The organism is Methylicorpusculum sp. (genome assembly GCF_030651835.1).
GTDB lineage: Bacteria > Pseudomonadota > Gammaproteobacteria > Methylococcales > Methylomonadaceae > Methylicorpusculum.
Map to the genome: position 1 here is coordinate 1 of NZ_JAUSBX010000145.1, position 19917 is coordinate 19917.

14 protein-coding genes and 1 other RNA gene are annotated in these 19917 nt (G+C 46.2%); 8 read left to right on the top strand and 7 right to left on the bottom strand.

What is annotated here, in order from left to right:
* Positions 1 to 205, bottom strand: a 205-nt coding sequence (locus Q7V32_RS18605; RefSeq protein ID WP_304898479.1) for a hypothetical protein, incomplete at its 3' end; no start/stop codon positions are given.
* Positions 206 to 437: 232 nt separating this feature from the next.
* On the opposite strand from Q7V32_RS18605, the gene Q7V32_RS18610 reads away from it, so the two are divergent.
* The 4 genes from Q7V32_RS18610 to Q7V32_RS20890 all read left to right on the top strand — a co-directional run bounded on the left by Q7V32_RS18610 (position 438) and on the right by Q7V32_RS20890 (position 7078).
* Positions 438 to 5273 (top strand): CheR family methyltransferase, encoded by a 4836-nt coding sequence (locus Q7V32_RS18610; protein ID WP_304898480.1) that lies wholly within the window; start codon positions 438 to 440, stop codon positions 5271 to 5273.
* Positions 5274 to 5736: 463 nt separating this feature from the next.
* A complete protein-coding gene (locus Q7V32_RS18615; RefSeq protein ID WP_304898481.1) occupies positions 5737 to 6030 on the top strand; it encodes a hypothetical protein in 294 nt (97 codons plus the stop codon).
* Positions 6031 to 6391: 361 nt separating this feature from the next.
* On the top strand, positions 6392 to 6538 hold the full coding sequence (locus Q7V32_RS18620; RefSeq protein WP_304898482.1) for a hypothetical protein: 147 nt from the start codon (positions 6392 to 6394) through the stop codon (positions 6536 to 6538).
* 201 nt (positions 6539 to 6739) lie between these two features.
* A complete protein-coding gene (locus tag Q7V32_RS20890; RefSeq protein ID WP_370690864.1) occupies positions 6740 to 7078 on the top strand; it encodes a transposase in 339 nt (112 codons plus the stop codon).
* Positions 7079 to 7774: 696 nt separating this feature from the next.
* Here Q7V32_RS20890 and ssrA read toward each other — a convergent pair.
* From ssrA to Q7V32_RS18635, 3 genes are all read right to left on the bottom strand, one after another.
* Positions 7775 to 8167: a transfer-messenger RNA gene (gene ssrA, locus Q7V32_RS18625) on the bottom strand.
* Positions 8168 to 8387: 220 nt separating this feature from the next.
* The gene (locus Q7V32_RS18630; protein ID WP_304898483.1) at positions 8388 to 9971 is read right to left on the bottom strand and encodes a GTPase; all 1584 of its coding nucleotides are present in this window, start codon (positions 9969 to 9971) and stop codon (positions 8388 to 8390) included.
* The gene (locus tag Q7V32_RS18635; protein ID WP_304898484.1) at positions 9952 to 11691 is read right to left on the bottom strand and encodes a GTPase domain-containing protein; all 1740 of its coding nucleotides are present in this window, start codon (positions 11689 to 11691) and stop codon (positions 9952 to 9954) included. Before Q7V32_RS18635 ends, Q7V32_RS18630 begins: the two co-directional genes overlap by 20 nt.
* A 475-nt stretch (positions 11692 to 12166) precedes the next feature.
* Here Q7V32_RS18635 and Q7V32_RS18640 point away from each other — a divergent pair, with 475 nt between their 5' ends.
* Entirely contained in the window at positions 12167 to 12592 is a 426-nt protein-coding gene (locus Q7V32_RS18640; protein WP_304898485.1) for a hypothetical protein, read from the top strand.
* Positions 12593 to 12714: 122 nt separating this feature from the next.
* On the opposite strand, the gene Q7V32_RS18645 is transcribed toward Q7V32_RS18640, so the two are convergent.
* Together Q7V32_RS18645 and Q7V32_RS18650 are read right to left on the bottom strand one after the other, a co-directional pair.
* The gene (locus Q7V32_RS18645) at positions 12715 to 12930 is read right to left on the bottom strand and encodes a bacterioferritin-associated ferredoxin (protein ID WP_304898486.1); all 216 of its coding nucleotides are present in this window, start codon (positions 12928 to 12930) and stop codon (positions 12715 to 12717) included.
* Entirely contained in the window at positions 12927 to 16352 is a 3426-nt protein-coding gene (locus Q7V32_RS18650; protein ID WP_304898487.1) for a mechanosensitive ion channel domain-containing protein, read from the bottom strand. The genes Q7V32_RS18645 and Q7V32_RS18650 overlap by 4 nt, the downstream gene beginning before the upstream one ends.
* Before the next feature lie 245 nt (positions 16353 to 16597).
* Here Q7V32_RS18650 and Q7V32_RS18655 point away from each other — a divergent pair, with 245 nt between their 5' ends.
* The 3 genes from Q7V32_RS18655 to mtnC are packed head-to-tail and all read left to right on the top strand — an operon-like array spanning position 16598 to position 18455.
* Positions 16598 to 17218, top strand: coding sequence for a methylthioribulose 1-phosphate dehydratase (locus tag Q7V32_RS18655; RefSeq protein WP_304898488.1), 621 nt, complete (start codon positions 16598 to 16600; stop codon positions 17216 to 17218).
* Positions 17215 to 17775 (top strand): acireductone dioxygenase, encoded by a 561-nt coding sequence (locus Q7V32_RS18660; RefSeq protein ID WP_304898489.1) that lies wholly within the window; start codon positions 17215 to 17217, stop codon positions 17773 to 17775. Before Q7V32_RS18655 ends, Q7V32_RS18660 begins: the two co-directional genes overlap by 4 nt.
* Positions 17772 to 18455: an acireductone synthase gene (gene mtnC / locus Q7V32_RS18665; RefSeq protein ID WP_304898490.1), complete on the top strand. Its 684-nt coding sequence runs from the start codon at positions 17772 to 17774 to the stop codon at positions 18453 to 18455. Before Q7V32_RS18660 ends, mtnC begins: the two co-directional genes overlap by 4 nt.
* Before the next feature lie 283 nt (positions 18456 to 18738).
* On the opposite strand, the gene Q7V32_RS18670 is transcribed toward mtnC, so the two are convergent.
* Positions 18739 to 19689 (bottom strand): 1-phosphofructokinase family hexose kinase, encoded by a 951-nt coding sequence (locus Q7V32_RS18670; RefSeq protein ID WP_304898491.1) that lies wholly within the window; start codon positions 19687 to 19689, stop codon positions 18739 to 18741.
* Positions 19690 to 19917: the final 228 nt, after the last annotated feature.

The following is a 19917-nucleotide window of genomic DNA, read 5'->3' on the forward strand; positions in this document are numbered from 1 at the left end:
TTTCGACCCCTTGTTGGGTCGAAACGAGGCGACGCGGACGAATCGGGGCCGCCGGAGGCATCAGTGGTCGCGTATTTTTTTGCTGCTTGATTGGGCTGGGATGCCCAAAACAAGCTTTCGCAAAAATAGCGACTCCCCGATGCCCTGCTTTTTGGAATGCATGCGATGCGCCGGGTAAAAGCGACCTTGGTTTACTGTCGGACAAAAAAACTGCGTGCTGTTCAATTATTGCTGGGTCATACTAAACTTGATAGCACAGTCAGATATGTCGGGATCGAAGTTGACGACGCCCTAAGAGATTTCAGAATAGACAGAATTTTAGGCTCTCAAAAGGAAGCAGTCGCTTGTTTTCAACGGCTAACCATCTTGAACGGAAAAAATACAAGTATCTGAATAATAATGGAAAATTATAATAATAATAAAGCCAGAGGCATTAATTGACTGAAGAAATCGAAGAACAAAATTGTGCCGTTGTCGGCATCGGAGCTTCTGCAGGTGGACTGCAAGCCTTAATACCTGTTATTTCAGGAATAAAGCCGCGGGGGAAATGCGCCTATGTTTTAGCTCATCATTTGTCACCCGATAAACCCTGTTCATTGGTAGAGCTAGTGCAGAGTAAATGCCCGCTCAGCGTATTATGGGCCAGGGACGGTGACGAACTGGTTCCTGATCATGTTTACATGTGTCCGCCCGGCCATAATATCGAGTTGGTTGATAACCACTGGGTAGTATCTCAGTCCGAAGACACACAAGCGATTGCGCCGTCGATTGATCGATTATTCCGTTCCATCGCTGAAAGCCGCCAGGAAAAAGCTATCGTCGTCGTTCTATCCGGCTCGGGACACGATGGCGCTTTAGGAGCTGAAGCAGTCGCGGCAGCCGATGGCTTGGTTATCTTGCAAAACCCGGCAGACGCCGTGCATAGCGAGATGCCCGAGTCGGTCATTAAATTGGGCTTTGCGGATTTGGTAGGCAGCTCACAACAGATTGCAGAGTGGCTGAATCACATCGACAGCATTGATGGAGCAATCAAGGATGAAGTGATGGGCTCCGCGAATGCATTTTCCGAATTAATCCGATTGGTCCACCAAATGACCGGCCTGGATGTCAATAATTATAAGGAAGGCACCTTGCGTCGACAGGCTTTTCGTCGTTTTAGGAGTCTGGAAATTAAGTCCTTGGAACATTACGTCGATTACGTTAAGGAACACCCGGAAGAACTTAGCCTCTTGCAACAGCGCTTTATGGTGTCGGTATCATCGTTCTTTCGCGATGATACCGCTTTTGCGGCATTGGAGGCCGCCTTGCGGATCGTGGTCAACAGCAAATCCGCCGGTGATTCGATCAGGGTCTGGGTGCCGGGCTGCTCAACCGGTGAAGAACCTTATTCCATCGCGATGATTTTGGCCGAAATTTTGGGAGACAGGCTAAGCCTATTTGAGGTGCGGGTGTTTGCTACTGACATACGCGATGAAGCGATTGAGTTTTCGCGAGCCGGGGTATACTCATCCAGAGACATGGTTGGTTTGAGCCTGGCGCGGCAGCAACGCTGGTTTAAGAATGAGGGGAGCGGTTGGCGGATTCAGCCGGTCATCCGTGAGTTATGCATATTTTCCACGCATAACATTATCCATCACCCGCCTTTCATCAATATGGATTTGGTGAGTTGCCGGAATTTGCTGATTTATTTCAAACCGGCGCAGCAATCAGACTTAATCAACGCTTTTCATTACGCCCTGAAGCCTGACGGTTTATTATTCTTGGGAAAATCAGAATCAGTAGGGCTAAATTCGCCCTTGTTCGAGGTATTGGATGGCAGTAACAAACTTTATCGCCATCGTGCCGTGGCCTCGCGGCACGTCCTTCGTTATTCGCCGTTTAATATTGCTATCGAAGCCAACAGAACCAAACTGAATATGGGAAATGCGAATTATCGGCATGCGTTAACCGATCTGGCCATTAATGCTTTGATCAGAGAATACGCGCCAGGCGGCGTGCTAATTAATGACAATTTTGAACCGTTACGCTTTTTTGGCAATGGTCGCCGCTTTTTCGGTTTGCCGGAAGAAAGTTCTGATTTTACGGTGTTTTCTTTGTGTCTGCCGGAGTTGCGTAACGAGCTGAAAGCGCTCTGTTTCAGGTTGATGCAAGACAATCTAAACGTTGCCGAGGGTGTTACGCTGGATCTGCATATCGATGGCGCAACAACGCGAGTTAGGCCGAAAGTGACGCGTGTTGAGCAGACACCGGCTAGCCATGGATTCGGCATCTTGATCACGTTTATCGAGATTCCACCGATCCGGCTTGCCGACAAAACGTCAGGAACAGTTGAACAACCCTATGACGAAATGGAGCAAATTCGCCGAGAATTGGCGGACAGTCGAGAGCTCTTGCACAGCGTGATTAACCAACTCGAATCCGCCAATACCGAGTTGCAAATACTGCGCGAGGAAGTGCAATGCTCCAGCGAGGAGTTACAGGCGTCCAATGAGGAACTGCAGGCCTCGAATGAAGAATTAACCACACTCAATGATGAGTTGCGGATCAAGTCAGTGGAATCTGCTCAGCTCAATGCCACACTGACCAGTATTCAAAACTCCCTGCGCAGCAGTCTGGTCCTAGTCGACAAGGAAGGGCATGTCACACGCTACAACGCCTTCGCCACTCGGGTCTTTGGCTTGGTACCGGATGATATCGGCCAGTTTTTGTACGGCATTCCCTGTCATATTCCTATACCCAAGTTACGAGACTACGTCACCAACGTAGTGGCTAGCGGCGACTCGCTAGTAGAACAGATACACCACAAGGAATTTCATTTTCTGATGCAGATCGATCCCTTCGAGAACGAGGTGGGCGACATTGCCGGCGCGGTGTTGAGCTTTTCCGACATTTCCGAATTGTATTCTGCCGAAGAAGCTCAACGAAATATCGAAGCCCGCTTCCGGCTGTTTATGGATAACAGTTCTGCTGCAGCTTGGATTAAAGACGAGGTCGGCCGTTACGTATATTTGAATAAAGTTTATGAGCAGCGCTTTCGCGTAAAACTCCAAGACTGGCTGGGTAAAACCGATTTTGATGTATGGCCGAAAAGCGTTGCCGAACAGTTACACGCCAATGACCTGGTGGTCATGCAGACGGGCCAGGCTTTAGAGATAGATGAAACGATCATCGAAAAAGACGGTAGCGAACAAATTTGGCACAGCAGCAAGTTTACCTTCTGCGATGTGGAAGGTCGGTGTTATATCGCCGGCGTGGCGACAGAGGTAACCTCGCAGAGGCTGGCAGAACGTGTTTTACGCGAGAGCGAACAACGCGTTCGTTTGGCCATGGACGCAGTCATGGGCGGTTCTTGGGAATGGGAATTGGCTACCAACCGGAATTATTGGTCTGATGAACTCTGGGGTTTTTATAACCTTCCCTATGGCTCTGTCGAACCCTGTTATGCGTCATGGCTAAAAACGGTGCATCCGGACGACATCGGGCAGGTAGAGGCCATTTATGCCGCTGCCATTGCGCGTTCGGAGTCTTTCGAAGCTGAATGGCGGGTGCTGCTCCCTGCAGGCCAGGAGCCGCGATGGCTGATGTGCCGAGGTCGGCCGCTATTGAATGACGATGGCAGTGTGATCAAATGTATCGGTGTGGTGATCGATATTTCCGCTCGGAAGAAATCTGAAGTACAATTGCGCAAAAATGTCCTGTTAGAGGAAGAGTTGAACCATTTGCAGGGGCTTTTGGATTCGGCTTTTGCTGGCTACTGGGATTGGAATATTCCCAAAGGCACCGAGTATTTTAGTGATACCTTCAAAAGCATGCTGGGTTACGAGGATGAAGAATTCCCTAATGTCCCGGAAACTTGGCAAAAACTTATTTTTAGCGAGGATTTGCCAAGTGTTACCGAGAAGTTCGAGCGTCATGTGGCCAGTCATGGTGAAGAACCTTACTACAACGAAGTAAGGTATCGACACAAGAACGGTTCGACGGTTTGGGTGATTTGCGCGGGTCGAGTGGTCCAGTGGACGGATAATGGTGAACCCGTTCGTATGGTGGGGTGTCATATTGATATTACGCAGATGCACCAACGTTTGGACGAACTGGTTGAAGCGAATCTGCGTGCTGATACGGCCAACCAGGCAAAGACTGCATTTTTGGCCAATATGAGTCACGAAATCCGCACCCCGCTCAATGCGATTGTCGGTCTCACTCACATTTTGTCACGCAAAGTAACGGACCCTGAGCAAATGAGTTTTCTAAAGCAGATCGGTAGCTCGGCTCAACATCTGCTAGGTGTCATCAGCGATATCCTTGATTTGACCAAGATCGAGGCGGAAAAATTGGTGTTGGAATCCTTGGAATTTGATTTGGACGAAGTGGCGACCAAGGCCCTGACAATTATGAACGAATTGGCGGTAAACAAAGGCCTGAAGTTAAGCATGGATTGCTCAGCTGTAAACTATCAATTGCGAGGAGACCCTCTCCGTTTTAATCAGGCGCTACTCAACTACATCAGTAACGCGATCAAGAACACTGAAAAGGGATTTGTGCAGGTACGCATTTTTCCGGTCAGCGAACAAGGCGACAAAGTGCTGCTAAAGGCTGAGGTGCGTGACAGCGGCAGCGGCATTCCGTCGGATCTTATTCCAAAGTTATTTTCTGCATTCGAGCAAATTGATAATTCCATCACCCGCAAGCACGGGGGCACCGGGTTGGGCTTGGCAATCACCAAACGGCTCGCTCAGTTAATGGGCGGCCAGGCTGGCGCAACTAGTGTGGTTGGTCAAGGCAGTACCTTTTGGTTTACCGCTTGGCTAAGCAAGGGTAGCCATAAAACCGGCACTAGGCAATTGGTGGACAGCAGCGACGACACGGCGGAGCAGATTCTGCGTGGCCAGTATGCCGGCACTAGCTTATTGCTGGTAGAAGACGAACCCATCAATCAAGCGGTGGGTGTCATTCTGTTAGAAGCGGCCGGTTTTAAGGTCACGGTAGCGGACAATGGCGAAGAGGCGCTGGCGTTGGCCAAGCAACAGCTCTTTGCTTTGGTAATCATGGACATGCAGATGCCGGTGATGGATGGGCTTGAGGCTACCCGGCAGATCCGCTTACTGGACGACTGGCAAAATGTACCGATTATTGCCATGACTGCAAACGCTTTTGCTGAGGACCGTGAGCGGTGTTTGCAAGCAGGTATGAATGATTATCTATCCAAACCGTTTGATCCGGCTAATCTTTGCTCACGACTGCTGTATTGGTTGGAAAACGGTGCCAGGAGTTGACGTAAAACCCTTGCAGTCTGCTTTGATGCGGTTGGCGACATTGGAATAAGGTTAGTCAACTTTCCTGGTAAAAATCTATGCTCAAAAACATGCGCTCTAGCGCTTCACTAATCGGATTCGAGTTGGCTTTGAGAGCCTGTTCAAAATCTTTGACCAAAGAGGTAACTAATGCCTCATCCTTTCATGAAATTAGCTCATCCTGACACCGGGGAGGTTGGTCGGGTGTCAGCGCATGCAATCAAATGCAGCAGAAAACGCATAGACTGGTTCAATTTGAGATAACGTATAAACCAAAGACACGTTTTCTAATTGGATTGGCCTGGGTCAACTGAATTCCGATGAGTATCTTTTCCCAAGTAGAATTCATCATTCGCAACGCCTTTCGATAAGGCAATATGTTTGAATAGTTGAACATTGAGTCACATCGATTGGTCTTGATTCGGCAGCTGACGGAAAGCATACGATGCATCGGACACTGTTTGCTGCGGTGACGCAAAAGATCGCGCGACGTCGATTCAGTCGGGCAGCAACCAAGATGGACGCCGAGCGTTCACTTACCCCGTGGTGTTTATGGCGCATGATTGCTGAGGAGACCAAGTCCGGACTGAAGGCTTGTTTTCCAAAAAAAGAGCGCTTTATTGACGACTGCATAAAAAGTCTCTGTGAACGTCCGCGCAAGAGAAAGCTACAGGGGTTGCCTGATCGTGTTTTGGACCTCGTTACTGAGCGCGCTACTCCAGGTGTAAGCTTTGCTTGATCATAGACTCAGATTCTTAAGTTGGCGCCTATGCCCCCCTGGCATGTTCCTGTTTTTGAACGGCTTAATGATGATCGGTTGGCAAAGACTTCGATTGTTCAAGAATCAAAAAATAATTGACTAAATCACTTGGTTACATGAACTTGATGGTTATAAAGTGTGTCTGTCATTGTGGAGATAAAGGCTATATCCGATTGCCGGGCTTATAAAAATAAACAGGTGACTGTCTTTAGGTAATGAACAATTTCTATCGTAATGGATTAAAACCGGTCCGTTGACTTGATCAGCCAATTCTCCAAAAACCTGACAAATGGCTTAACAAGCCCAGTTTTTTCTTTGATATCTTTAAGGAGAATTCAAGATGAATAAATTGTTTATGGTATTGGCGTTTATTTTTGGCTCAGTCATTGTGACTACAGCATATGCTGCTGAAAATTCAGGAGATAAAGATATTGCCGTAGATTGCATAGTTCATATGGAGGACGGGGTTGTCTCGTGTAAAGAGTAGTTCGTTCAAGCCTCGAATAAAATTATAAAAGTCTCAGGCGGGGCTTGGTGGGCAACCTTGCTTTAATTGTTTCTATCTAAAATACGGACGGGTTTACAAAACCCGTCCGGTTAGAACTTCCTCAACTGTAATTATTAGATTTCGGATCTGAATTGCTGGCCCAATCTTCGGCGACAACCAGCTTGAAACTTTCCTAATGCGATATCGACCATCAAACTGTTTCAACAAATCGAAGCCCAATATCCGCAGGCAAGCCGGATTCAGATCATTTGTGATAATGCTCGGTGTTACCATGCACAGTTAGTGAAGGATTATCTGACAGACTCTAAAATCGGGCTGGTATTGCTTCCGCCCTATGCACCCAATCTTAACTTGATTGAGCGGTTCTGGAGGTTTTTCAAAAAAACCGGGCTCCATGGGCGGTATTACGAAAGCTTTTGCCAATTCAAAACGGCTCGCGACGACTTCTTTGCAGAATTAGATCAGCACCAGGTCTCGTTGCGCTCGCTATTGACTGACCATTTCCAAATTATCGGTTAGAACCGAGTGCCTAAATTTGAAGTGCGGTTGGTATAGTTCCCAACAGGGAAACAATCATGCGGAATTTATCCGTGATGTCGATAAAAAATGAGCCTTTTTGAATTTGCATTCTTTACGGGCTTGAGAGCTTACGAGTTAATTGAATTGAAATGATATTGATCTTATTAACAAAATTGCTCATATCAGTAGAGCGAAAGTCAGGCAAGTTGTTGACTGCCAACTAAAACATACAAGTCGCGAGATATGGAGCTTAATACAAGGGCTTTAGATGCGTTAAAGCGGCAGTTTCATAGGGTATTATACCTAGTTAAATCCAAATACTGATAAAGTGTCTATTGATGACAGCCCATTGATGCGTTGGATTTGGGTTCCAACTCTCAAAGCATTATCACTGAGATACAGACATTGTTATCAAACACGACATACTTACGCAACGTTATTGCTCATGTCAGGATTAATCGGGCTTGGGTGGCAAAACATCTCGGGCATAGTGTGAAAAATTTTTCATGATCGCTATGCACTGTGGATTGATTAAAGCAGACAAAGGAAGGGAGTTATCAATACTTGAAGAAACGCTTTCTTCTTTACAGTCAAAGCAAAGATCATCCGTTTTAGATTCAGCTGAACTTAAATGTGCCAATTCTGTGCCAAAAAAGAAACAGCCACTCGTAAGTGACTGTTTTCTCTTAACATATTTGGTGGAGGCGGCGGGGATTGAACCCGCGTCCGCAAGTACTCCGCCACAAGATCTACATGCTTATCCTGAACTTTTGATTTAACCGCCAGCTACCCGTCAGGCCAAGAAAACTGTCAGCGATTCCGTAAGTTTTAGGGCATCAGCTCCGGACTAGCGTCAGCACGATCTTATGTAATATGACCTCTGAGCGTCCCCTCGACTCCGAAGAGCTTCAAGAACTCTGCGCGCATAAGCACACACAGTCAAAGGAATGGTAGCTGTTTTTAGGCAGCTAAAGCCATTGAGTAGTTTTCGTCATTTGCGAATACTTTTTTTCAGTAGGTTTTACGAGCTGTACTGTGCTCGGCATGCACTTAAGGTTTCGCTACCCACGTCGAAGCCATGTCGCCCCCTTAGTGTTTTGCGATACTATCAGAACGTATCATCAATAAGCAAACTTTAAATTTTGGTTTACTCATCGACTGATTCATTAAGATAAAGTCGCTATCGGTTAGTTTTACAAGCTGGCTTTTAGTTCAACTTGATTTATTTCTAACCTTTACAAAGTTTGATATTGGGGTGCCAAAGTCAATTTCAAGCTTTTGTGAAAAAAATAGGTTGTTTATTAAGAGTCTATTCCACCAGCATCCGGGCTAGTTGTTCATTATTGCCGATTGCTTTCGAGTCTGAGTTTGCTTGATTGCATTGTGCCAGTAATTTTTTGCCATCAGTGATGCGTTGACGGCGCTGAATATCGGTTTGTTCCAGGGTTTGAATGACCTCGGCTTCAAGCAGGTTAAAAGCCAGCGCTACGCCTTTTCTCAAGCCGTTGAGAGCGGTCTTTTCTTCTGAGGGTAAAAGTTTTTTATGCAGGTAAAAAGGCACCAGCCAAGTGATGGTGATTACCAGTAAGCTATGGATGGCAAATTCGGTTCCCAGATAGTGAGTATGAGTGATGTGGCTGTTGTAATACCCGTGTAAGACTTCGTAGCCGACTAAGCCCATGGCTGTCAGTGGCAGAATAAATTCAGCTATTTGCAGACACTTTAAAAACATTCTTTGCATGGCATGGCCCGGTTTGGCCAAGGCTTGCCGCAGAGATAATTCAACCTGTTCATGGAGAATCTTTTGCGCTCGGGTTCGCAGCGGCAAAAGCTGTTGTTTGAGTGGCGCGGTCGCCAGATTTTGTGAGTCGGCCTGAATCAGTAGCTCATCCAGGCCATCCTCGTAAAGAGTTTGTGCCCAGTCGTCCCAGAGCGTCAGGCCTTTGGATCCGGTCATCTGAGCCTTTTCTGCATAATGCCTGGCCATTTGTAGAACAGACCACTCCATGCCTGTCGTTAGCGTTTGTGCGTTTTTTTTCCAAACCCTTTGCCAATGATCGGTTAAGGTTGAAAAAGCCTGTTCAGGCCCTAATTGGCCGATGCAGTCGGATAGCAATTCATGCATCGCTTCTTTTCTGATGCGAAGGCCCCTTCGCTGAAGTTGTTCTATGGTGCGTTCGGTCGCCATCGTCTCAATCGTGGCTTGCAGTGTTGGAAAATCATCGGGCATTTCAAGGCCGCAAGCCGTTTTAAACACCAAAGGATCGCTAAATCCAGCACTGCCTAATTGTTGCTTGAATGCTTCCAGCTGAATGCTGTCTGCCCGATCCCATTGATTCATCACGAAGACCCAGGCATGCCGGGCTCCCTCACTCTGCAGAAGACGCCAGGCTTTATCGTCGCGGTAGCGTTCCGGACTAACCACATAAATCAATAAGTCAATATGGGGTAACCAGCCCATGACGATTTCCTTGTTATGCGCTTCGACACTGTCAAAATCGGGCATGTCTATCCAGACCACCGTTTTTTTGCCGGATTCATCATGCGTTGCGATACGGATTTTATCCAGCGGCAGTGCGTCGGGCAGTTTGTGGAGTTGAACATCTTTGTGACAGTAAACCGTGACTTCTTTGGAGGTGGGTCTTTCCAGTCCTGTTTTGGCGATAGCCTGATTGGCCAGGCGGTTAAGCAAAGTGCTTTTTCCAACGCCTGTTCCGCCCATAAAAGCAACGATTAGTGGCCGAAACTGCGGATGCGAGAGCAGATGTTCGGGGTTTGCCGCTTCCAGGTCATTGAGTCTTTTGGCGCAGCTTGAATCAATCCAGCCTTCATCGGTCACCAAACTAATCCAGCTTTTTGCTTGTTGAGTCAATTCAGAGTAATCGTAATCCATGCGGTTTTTCTCTTAGTTGTTGTTCGGCCATTTCGAGTTGATGAGGGGTGATGTTGAAATGCGCATCGAGGTTAATTTGCTCTGGTAGCGCATACAATTGTTTTTGAAGGAAGTCGAAAAACAAGGTGTGTTTAACCATGTGCAATTGCTTGGTTTTTAATTCCGCCTGCACTTTGTTGACATAACTGCCGATCGCGCTTTCGGCTAATAAAGAGGTAACCGAAAACATCGCCGGGGCAATCAGTAAATCATGCAGCCCAATACCGCCGAATTGCAGCGATAATGCGATGGCGGCCGCATCGGTTGTTGCGCGTGTCGCTCTGAGACTATTGAGCACAAACGGTTGTTCTTTTAATTTTGTGTAAAGGCGCTGCGCTGCGGTGTCCACTTCCACTTGAAAATTTAAATGGTAGTGGTCCACCGCCTGGCTGAATTGGGCAAGCATGGTTTTGCGGTGTTGTCTTAGCAGTCCGTTGGCACTTTTCCACCACAGGCGGGTTTGATCCTGGCCGGCTTTATCGAATAATTGTTCGGCCAGTTGAATCAGGATATGTTCAGCCAGTTGATTCAACAGCATCACTTCGTGGCTGCTGTCGGTGAGGGGAGGGCGGCGCTGCGTCAATCGCCCCAATTTTTTTATGGGCCAGGTTAAAATCTGGCGTGTTTTGAAAATCGCCTTGTCCAGACCCGGAATTTCAAGCAGGGTCAATAATGACGCTAATGCATGTTGAAAGGTTTCGTAGTGATGCGGATGGTTGAGATAATCACGCTGATAGTGATGAAGTGCCTGATCAGTCAATTCATCTACCAGGCTTGCCCATTGCCGGTAAGCTTCATGTTCTGCAATGACGGGTTCAAGCCAGTTTTGCCAATGGACTTTAAGAAACTGTTTGGCCAGTTCTGCCGGTTTGCGGCGAGTGGCGAGCCGGATAGCTTCTTTAACAGCTGGTTGGGTGTGAGCAGGCCATTGAGGCGTTTTGCCTTGCGCTTGATAAAACAGGGGAATGATCTCGGGCAAGGCATCGGTTCTGGCGCTGTGCCATTTTTGTTTGAGTGAGGCAGTAATGATCGCTTCGGACCCTTCCGGTAATTTATTGACGACGATCAGCGTCGGCTGATTAAACGCTTCCAGCTCATGCATCATGGTCCAGACGGACTGATCGGCATATTTTTCCTTGCTGACGACCAGGACGAGTACATCGGCAAGGGCTATGGTGCGCAGCAAGCTCTCGCTATAGCCGGAGGCGTCGATTGAGTCAAAATCCGGCGTATCCCAAATAATGCAGGGCGACAGTAGTTTGGATTCGCCTTGCGACTCGCTCAACGAATAGCAGTCGTAACGATCCTTGGACAGCTGAGAGGGTAGCACCTGTTCATAATGACCAAAGTAGTGCTGCAAATGCGTGCAATCTTGCGAAGCTAACTGATGACAAAAACCTTGGGCATGAACGGTGTAACCGGCCAGAGGACTGACACCGGCGCAGTTGTCGCCCAGCAATAAATTAACCAGTGTGCTTTTTCCCGCTTGAGTTGGACCAATCACGGCAATATTGGCTGGAAGGACTGAGGATGAAGTGATGAAATTCGTTTTACGAATAAAAGCTTCGGCAAGAACTAGCTGATCGATTTTTTGCTGATAGAATGTTTTCTCATTGTCACTTTTATCGTGCGCTGAGACTTGTTGGTAGCGCTGCTTGAGTAATTTAATAAATTCCAGCATATAGAAGTGGCTTAGGTTTATAATCGACGAACATTTTACTGTGTTTAATTCGGTTCGCGTTAAACAAATAATGTATTTAGAAAATGCTGCGGAAGTCAGTATTTTCCAAGTCACGCTGAAACTGTCATTTCAAGTTTTCAGCGTGCCGCTATGGTAAAGAATTTATGTATCTAATCGTCCACTTTGAATTGAGGGCGTAGGTGCTTGATTTCAAAGGACGCATCAATTCGTCCATTTAGCTCTCTGCAAAACATCCCTGTTGCAGAAGCCTTTTCAATCAACCACCGACACCCAATAAAATTGGAGGGGGTGAGTAGATACGAATTTACTATAGATATTAAGCATCGATAACGCCCGGTCAATGATGCAAACAGTGTAGAGAGCACTGCGGCAAGAACTGAATGAACCAGTGATTGCCTGATGACGGACATAATAACAATAGCAGATCACCAGACAACGAATTGAGGTTAACTTTATGAGGAATTTTTCTATCTTATTGATACTTGCTAGCGCCTTATCCCTATTTGGTTGCGGTAGCGGTGGTGAAATCAATGGTCGAAACAGTAGCACCGCTTTTCGATCGGTGAAAATGATAAAAGAGCGTTTACCACAGGAAAAACGAATTCAATTTGAAGTGTCTTTTTGGACCATCAGGGATGCTAATAAAGACGAGTCAGCATTTTTGGATGCCGTGGATGGGAAAAATCCTGATGAAATTATTATGTTAGGCAAAGAAATATATGACCAACGTAAAAGTCAGGGTTTTAAGGAATATGAGCAATATTCTTCCTGGGAAGACATGATCAGCAAGTTTGGCCAGGAACGGATGAATCAGGACCGAACTATCAAAGTCGATCCTAGAGACCGCGATAAAACCAACGACGTATTATACAAATTGTAAAGTTTTCTTTGCTTGGATATGAACTCACCTGGTTTTCTTTCAAAATGCCAGGTGAGTAGCGATTTAACACTGAATCCCTCTCATTTTTGCCCTGTTTTTTCAATGATATAAGCTGATAATCATCATCTTGTTGATGTCAGTGACTCAACGTCGGCAGCTGCTAACAGATCAGTTATAGAAGTTTCACACGCCCCGCAGCCTGAGCAGGCGCCTGTTTGTCTTGATAGCTTGTCCAGGCTATCGAAGCCGCTATCAATAAGTTCCTTGATTTTCTCTTCAGTAGTTCCCGTGCAGTGGCAGATAATGTCTCTTTTTTTATCGGTATTGGTCTCATTCATGTTGAACTGCCATTGTTGATATAAGCGTCAGCAGGAGAGGGCAGATTTTGTTCAATCACCGGACTATTCAAAGCGCCGGGCGGTGCCGTTTTTATATGAATATCGCGTTGCGGAAAAGGAATTTGAATGTTGTGATCTTTGAAAGCCTTATTGAGCCGCATATGTAAATCATGCGTTGCGGCCAGCCGGCCTGATAAGTCGCTGACGTAGATCCGTATCGAAAAGTCTAATGAATTGGCGCCAAATCCAACCATCCAGACACTGGGTTCGGGTTCGGCCATGACTCGCGGCGTCTCTTTGACGGTATCAATCATGACTTTATAGGCCATCTCTATATCTGTTCCATAGGCGATTCCTATCGGAATGACCACGCGGGTAATCTGGTCGGTCAGTGTCCAATTGATCATTTGTCCGGTGATAAATGTTTTATTAGGCACAATAAGTTCTTTTTGATCCCAATCGGTCAAAGTCGTTGCCCGCATTTGAATGCGGCTGACTTTGCCGCTGATGTCGCCTATGGTCACGGTATCACCGACCCGGATCGGGCGCTCAAACAGGATAATAATCCCAGAAACCAGATTGGCGAATATTTCCTGTAAACCGAAACCCAAGCCCAAACTGAGTGCAGCAACCAGCCATTGAACCTGCGACCAGCTGCCTCCCAGTTCATTGGCGATGATGATAAAGCCGATAGCAATCAGGCCATATTTGGCGAGCTGATTGACGGCATATCGTGTTCCCGCTTCAGCCGATATTTGCCTGAAAATCAATAATTCCATCAACCCTGAAAAGTTTTTGACGGCGACGATAACCATAAACACATAAAGTCCGGCCAACAGCAGATTCGTCAATGTCACCGGTTGAAAAGTTTCCTGACTATCGATGATTTGCAGATGCTGCCATAACACAATGTTATCCATGAATGAAAATGCAGGCAGAATATCGCGCCAGATCATCCATATGCCGACGATCAAACTGAAGCCGATAAAGACGCTGAGCAATGTTTTGGTTTGGGCGTTGATTTTAGGAATATCGAGCAATTGTTCGTCAATCGGAATGATAGGATCGTCGCTAGATCCGCCGGCGGGTTTCGAAATTTGCGCGGCCGCGGTTTTGCGTTTTTGCCGGGCATTTTTTAATGCCAATTGACGATTGGCCAATGTTAACCAGCGCATGACCAGCTCGTGAAGCAGCAGATTTGCCATGATCAGCCTGAGGGTGACAATCAATTTGTGTTGTAATTCCAGTGCGCTCAGGTAATAACCTGCAATAGCAAAACCAGCAATAATCAAAGGTGTGACAACGATGCCGGGATACCAAAAAATACGTAATCGAGTCAGCCAGCCATTTTTATTTTCCAGGATTAAATGGGTCAATAAACCGTTATTGGGTTTCAGTAAGCGGCCTAAAAACAGAGCCAATGAGACCATGACAATAATATGTGCCAAACGCCCCAAGTGATCGCTGATGGTTGAATAGGGTAAAGGCGTTCCTACTGAGATCAGAAAAAAGCAGGGGACAGCGATATAGCGAACCCAGCGTAATTCTTGACTGACCCGTTTTACAGTTTGTTCACGCCACAAAAAATGTTTATGAGCAATGCCCTGAGGACGAAACAGTTTATAAAAAAACTGTATCAATAAATAAGGGATGGCTGCGGCGCCTAATCCTGTACCTATTGCGTTACCAAATTCCGAGATATTTCCTGGTAGCGTAAGAAAAAGGCTTGCATAGAAAAACAGCAAGGGCATTTGGCTAGCCAGAATAAACGTACAGACTAAAGCTTTAATCGTAAGGTTAAAACTGTCGGTATAGATTTTATCAATCTTTTCTGTCGTGGCCGACAATTCGGTTTTGGCCCACACTTTGAGCATGCGAAGAATAACAATGCTCATGAGAGCAACTATGGCAAAAAATAGATTTTCCCTGGCGCTGTAGCCTAAATCCTTGATTAATCCGAACCAATGGTGAGGCGACAATAACCAAAGTGAGGCTTGATAAAGCCCTGTAATAAAGTTAAGGCCAATGGGGTTGGAACTCGGTACCCACAAAAGGCGTTTATCAAGAAAATTGGCAAATTTTTCGGACTGGCCGAACAATTGTTGACGGGCAAAATCGAAATCCCCCAGTGAGCGCAGGTAAGAGGTATAAGCAGACGTCAGACGATTGAGAATTTCCGTTTGATTGTTTAACAGTACTCTCAACTCCGCCTGAATCATCATCCTTTCATTCCCGGGTAAAGACGGAGCAACGAGTTTGTCCATTAACTCGTTTAATACGACATTAATATCCGTATGAGATTTTAATTTGTCTTCTATTTTGAATAAATTAAGACTGGTTAAGGCGGTTTCGTCTTGTATCGTCTCGGATCGAATAATAAACCGGTCACCTGAGGGGAGGTTTCTGCGTTGTTCTCGCAGGATTTTTCCTAGCGCAGGGCTTAATCCAGCAAGGCTGATTTTACGTTCGGCACTTTTAAAATCAGAATCGAGTTCGCTGGTCTTCGTTTCAATTTTTGTTTTGAGTTCGACGTAGCGTTCTATTTTTTGGTTAACTGCTTGCAGATCTCGGCTGAATTGGATGTTTTCGCGCGTTATCGTCTGGATAACCGGGTGTTTGCCGGTGATTTCCTGTTCTGCCTGATCAAGAGCCTCTTGAATCTCTCGGGCTTTTTCTTGCCGTCGCTCTGCTATCAACCCTTCAATCGTTCCTACAATGGGGGATTGAATATTTTTCTTAAGGTCCAGTAAACGTAATTCGGTGTTGAGAACCTCAATTCTTAACGGCTGGCTGACCGCTTCCAATTCCAGGAGTTTAATTTCTGCTGTTCGGGAGGCGATGATGGAATTTAAATAGTGTTTCAGCGCTTCTGATTCAAGAATTGACTCTCCTGCTCTTGCCGGTGATTCGAGTCTCTTGGTGATTTCCTCAATGTCCTGTCTTGCTTTGACTGTTTCCAACCGAATAAAATTAGAGCGGTTATTTTCAGTAACCAGACGGCCTTCAATTTTTTTTATTTGTTCCTCTAATTCACTGATTTTTCCTTTTTCAATCAGTAAGCGTTGCTCCAGTTCTTCTTGAGGAATAGCGTAAAAATCGTTTTTTATAGGCTCATTCAATTTGCTTTGAAGGCGTGTAATTTCCTCTGAAAATGCTTTTATTTTTTGCGGCGCCTCTTTCATGTCTTTTTGGTAGACGTCTGACAGTTCGTTAAATCGTCGATTATTAAGCCTGTTGTCTTTAACTGAGCGGTAATGCTTGAGTACCCTGGCTTTCGTGCTTTCGTCAAGATCCTGATTAGCATTTAATGCCTCGATTTTAGTTTCCAGCGTTTGTTCGTCAAGTACCGAGTTGTCATCGAGCAGCACAGTTCCAATGGCTGAAGCATCCAGCGCAATTAAAATCGTGATAAGTAATAGCATCAGGCGAGAGGATATAAGGCGGTTTTTTATCATTAAATAAAGAAAGTGGATGTCAGGATAAATTGAATTGAAAGGTTCTTGGTTGCTGAATCATTGAATTCGCATCCTTGCGACTATTTTTATCAGAAAGCAGGTTGTCACCCAAGTTATAACATGATTGCTTAAAGGGTCGAGCTGAAAAACAAGTATTTATGATTCTGCGGTAGAATAGAAGTGAATATGACTACGAGCACTCTTATTTGACGATGATACACAACAACGAATTTCTGGAAAAGGCGCAACAGTTAATAGACGTAGGGCGTTTTATCGACAGTAAAGGCTGGGTACCTGCCACCAGTGGAAATTTTTCGGCGAGGCTTTCCGATGGAAATATAGCCATAACTGTTTCCGGTCGTCACAAAGGGCGGCTGGTAGAAGACGATATCATGTTGATAGACAGCATGGGGCAATCGTTGGACGGCAAGAAACCCTCTGCCGAAACGCTGCTGCACACGACTATTTATAAGCGTTTTGAGCAAGTTCAGTGCGTTTTGCATCCTCATTCTCAAAGTTCGATGCTGGTCTCTCGCTTATTCAAATCGGCGCTGGTATTGAAAAATTACGAATTACTGAAAGCCCTGACCGATATCGACACTCATGAGGCCCAAACGGTTGTGCCTGTTTTTGCGAATGATCAAAATATTGCACGCTTATCCGCCGAAGTTGAAAGTTATATGGATCAAAACGATCCGATTCATGCCTACATCATTGCCGGTCATGGATTTTACACCTGGGGTAAGGATGTCGCTGAGGCATTACGGCATGTCGAAGCGCTGGAATTTTTATTTGAATGTGAAATTAAACTGTACGGAGTTCAACTGCCATGAGCGCATTATCTGTTTACCACGAAGAGCAGCCCCAACAAAAGACCACTTATTTTGACTTTGATGATATTCAGCAACAGCTGGCTTCGCTGGGTGTTCGATTCGAACGATGGAATGCCGCATTTCCGTTGTCGGACGTTGCCGATCAGGACACTGTTTTTAGTGCCTACAAGCAGTCTATAGAGCAATTAAAAAAAGAATACGGCTTTCAATCGGTGGATCTAATCAGTATGAACGCCGGTCATCCTGATAAGGAAACCTTGCGTGCAAAATTCCTTTCAGAACATGTGCACGAGGATTTTGAAGTACGGTTTTTTATAAAAGGCCGCGGACTTTTTTGCTTGCATGTAGACGATAAAGTGTATGCCATGCTTTGCGAACAAGGCGATTTGATCAGCGTTCCGGCAGGCACCCGGCATTGGTTTGATATGGGCGAGCAGCCTGATTTTAAATGTATCCGTTTGTTTACTACGCAGGAAGGTTGGGTGGCTCAATTTACCGGAGACCCGATTGCCGCGCAGTTCCCCACGCTGGACCAGTTTGTGGCCGAATTGTCGTGATTAAAGCCATAGTGACTGATATTGAAGGCACCACTTCTTCTTTGTCTTTTGTTAAAGAGGTATTGTTTCCGTATTCCCGGCAACATGTGGCCGATTTTGTCAGAAGCCATGCCGATGAACCGAGGTTTAAAAAAATATTGGCCGATGCAGAACATCTATTGGGTGAGAAAACCGATATAGACGGGCTTATTGATCAATTTATCAGCTGGATAGATCAAGATAAGAAGATTACGTCGCTTAAATCGCTGCAGGGCCTGATATGGGAACACGGCTATCAAAATGGCGATTTTAAAGGTCATATTTATGAAGATGCCCAGCAATGTCTTGCTGCCTGGAAAGAGCAGGGTATTGCACTTTACGTTTATTCTTCAGGTTCCGTTTATGCTCAAAAGCTGTTGTTTGGCCACACCGCCTACGGCGATCTGACTGCTTTATTTTCAGGCTATTTTGATACCCAAATTGGCGGTAAAAAAGAGCGGGATTCTTATCAAGCCATAGCGGATCAAATCGGGCTTGCGGCTGTCGATATTCTGTTTTTATCGGATATTAAAGAAGAACTCGATGCCGCTAAAGCCGCAGGATTCAAGACAACATGGCTGGTCAGGGAGGGGAATGCGGGTCCGGATTTGGATCATCCCATTGCGAAAGACTTTTTTGAAATAAAACTTCCTGATGACTGAGAACCGTCAGCCAATTTGATTTGATTCAGAGCCCTCACCTGGATCCCAATAGGCCCCGCCGAGCACGGGCGATTTTGCCGAGAATAGCTCGAAAGGGGGGCGTCAGGGATGCCGCTCGTTTTAGCCGGCCCAAAGGGCGAAACCCAGGGATGGGTTTCGTAGCTGTAACGCGGTTGTCGGTCCGCGTACCGACTTCACATAAGTTTCGCGATAGCGACACAAAACCTGATTCGGACATCAACGCCGTCATTCCGGCAATCCGTGCCGGGTTGAAAACAACTATTTACGATGCTTTGAGTTGATCGATTGTCAGCCGGTTTAAATAATCGGCTACATCCAGTCCGTCAATGCGGCCTGGTTCTAAATGGGTCAGGTTGGCCGTTGCACAGGCTACGCCATAGCTGAAGGTTTCTAATGGATCATACTGATTCAACAGAGCATAAGCGATTCCCCCCAGCAACGTATCGCCACAGCCAACGCTGCAAAGTGGGGCGCTTGGTGTTGATGGATGGAGGCTGATTACAGTAGCCGATGACCGGTTGATTGCAATGATGCCTTTCGAACCTCTTGACACAACTACCCATTGAACACCTTGGCCGATGACTGATCTTGCCGCTGATAAATAGTCAGTTTCCATCATCAGGGGACGATTGGCCAGTTCTGCCAGTTCATGTTGATTGGGTTTGATTAAATAAGGCCTGGCGGCGATGCCGTGTTGTAAAGCAACACCGCTGCTGTCCAGCAATGTAATAGCCGATTGGAAATGGCAAATTTCAATCAACTGTCGGTAAAAGTTGTCAGAAGCCCCAGGAGGCAGGCTTCCTGATAATATGACAATATCGTCTTTGCGGATTATGCTTTTGATTTGTTGAATCAGTTTTTCTTGATGTCCAGAAGTAAGGCAATAACCGGGAGTGCGGATATGCAGCTCTTTTTGGTTTTCGGTATCAATGAGCGTCAGATTTGTCCGGGTTCTACCGGGAACCTCGATGAAGCAGGTTTTAAGAAACTGTGAGTCCAGGTGTTCGAACAGATTAAGTGAATCCTGTCCAACAAAGCCCAGAGCACTGACCGGGCAAGCCAGGGATTCAAGGGTTTTGGCAACATTGACGCCTTTTCCTGCAGCAAATTCGATACTGGATCGCGCTTGCAGATTATCGGATTGTCCCAGATGTTCGACTTCAATGACATGGTCGATTGCCGTATTGGCGGTGATGGTGAAAATTCTGGCCATCAAGGAAAGCTCATGCGTTTTTAATCAGTAAGATGCAGTCGGCAAAGCCATCCCTGGCTTGTAAGGCAAAGTTTACCGATTTCTGTCAAGCACAAAACTGCTCGATAGCCGCCTGAATACCGGCCTGATCCAGACCGCATAAAGTCAGCAATTCCTCGCGGGTGCCTTGTTCGATGAAGGCGTCGGGCAGACCGATATTCAAGACTGGCATCAGGATTTTCTGGGCTT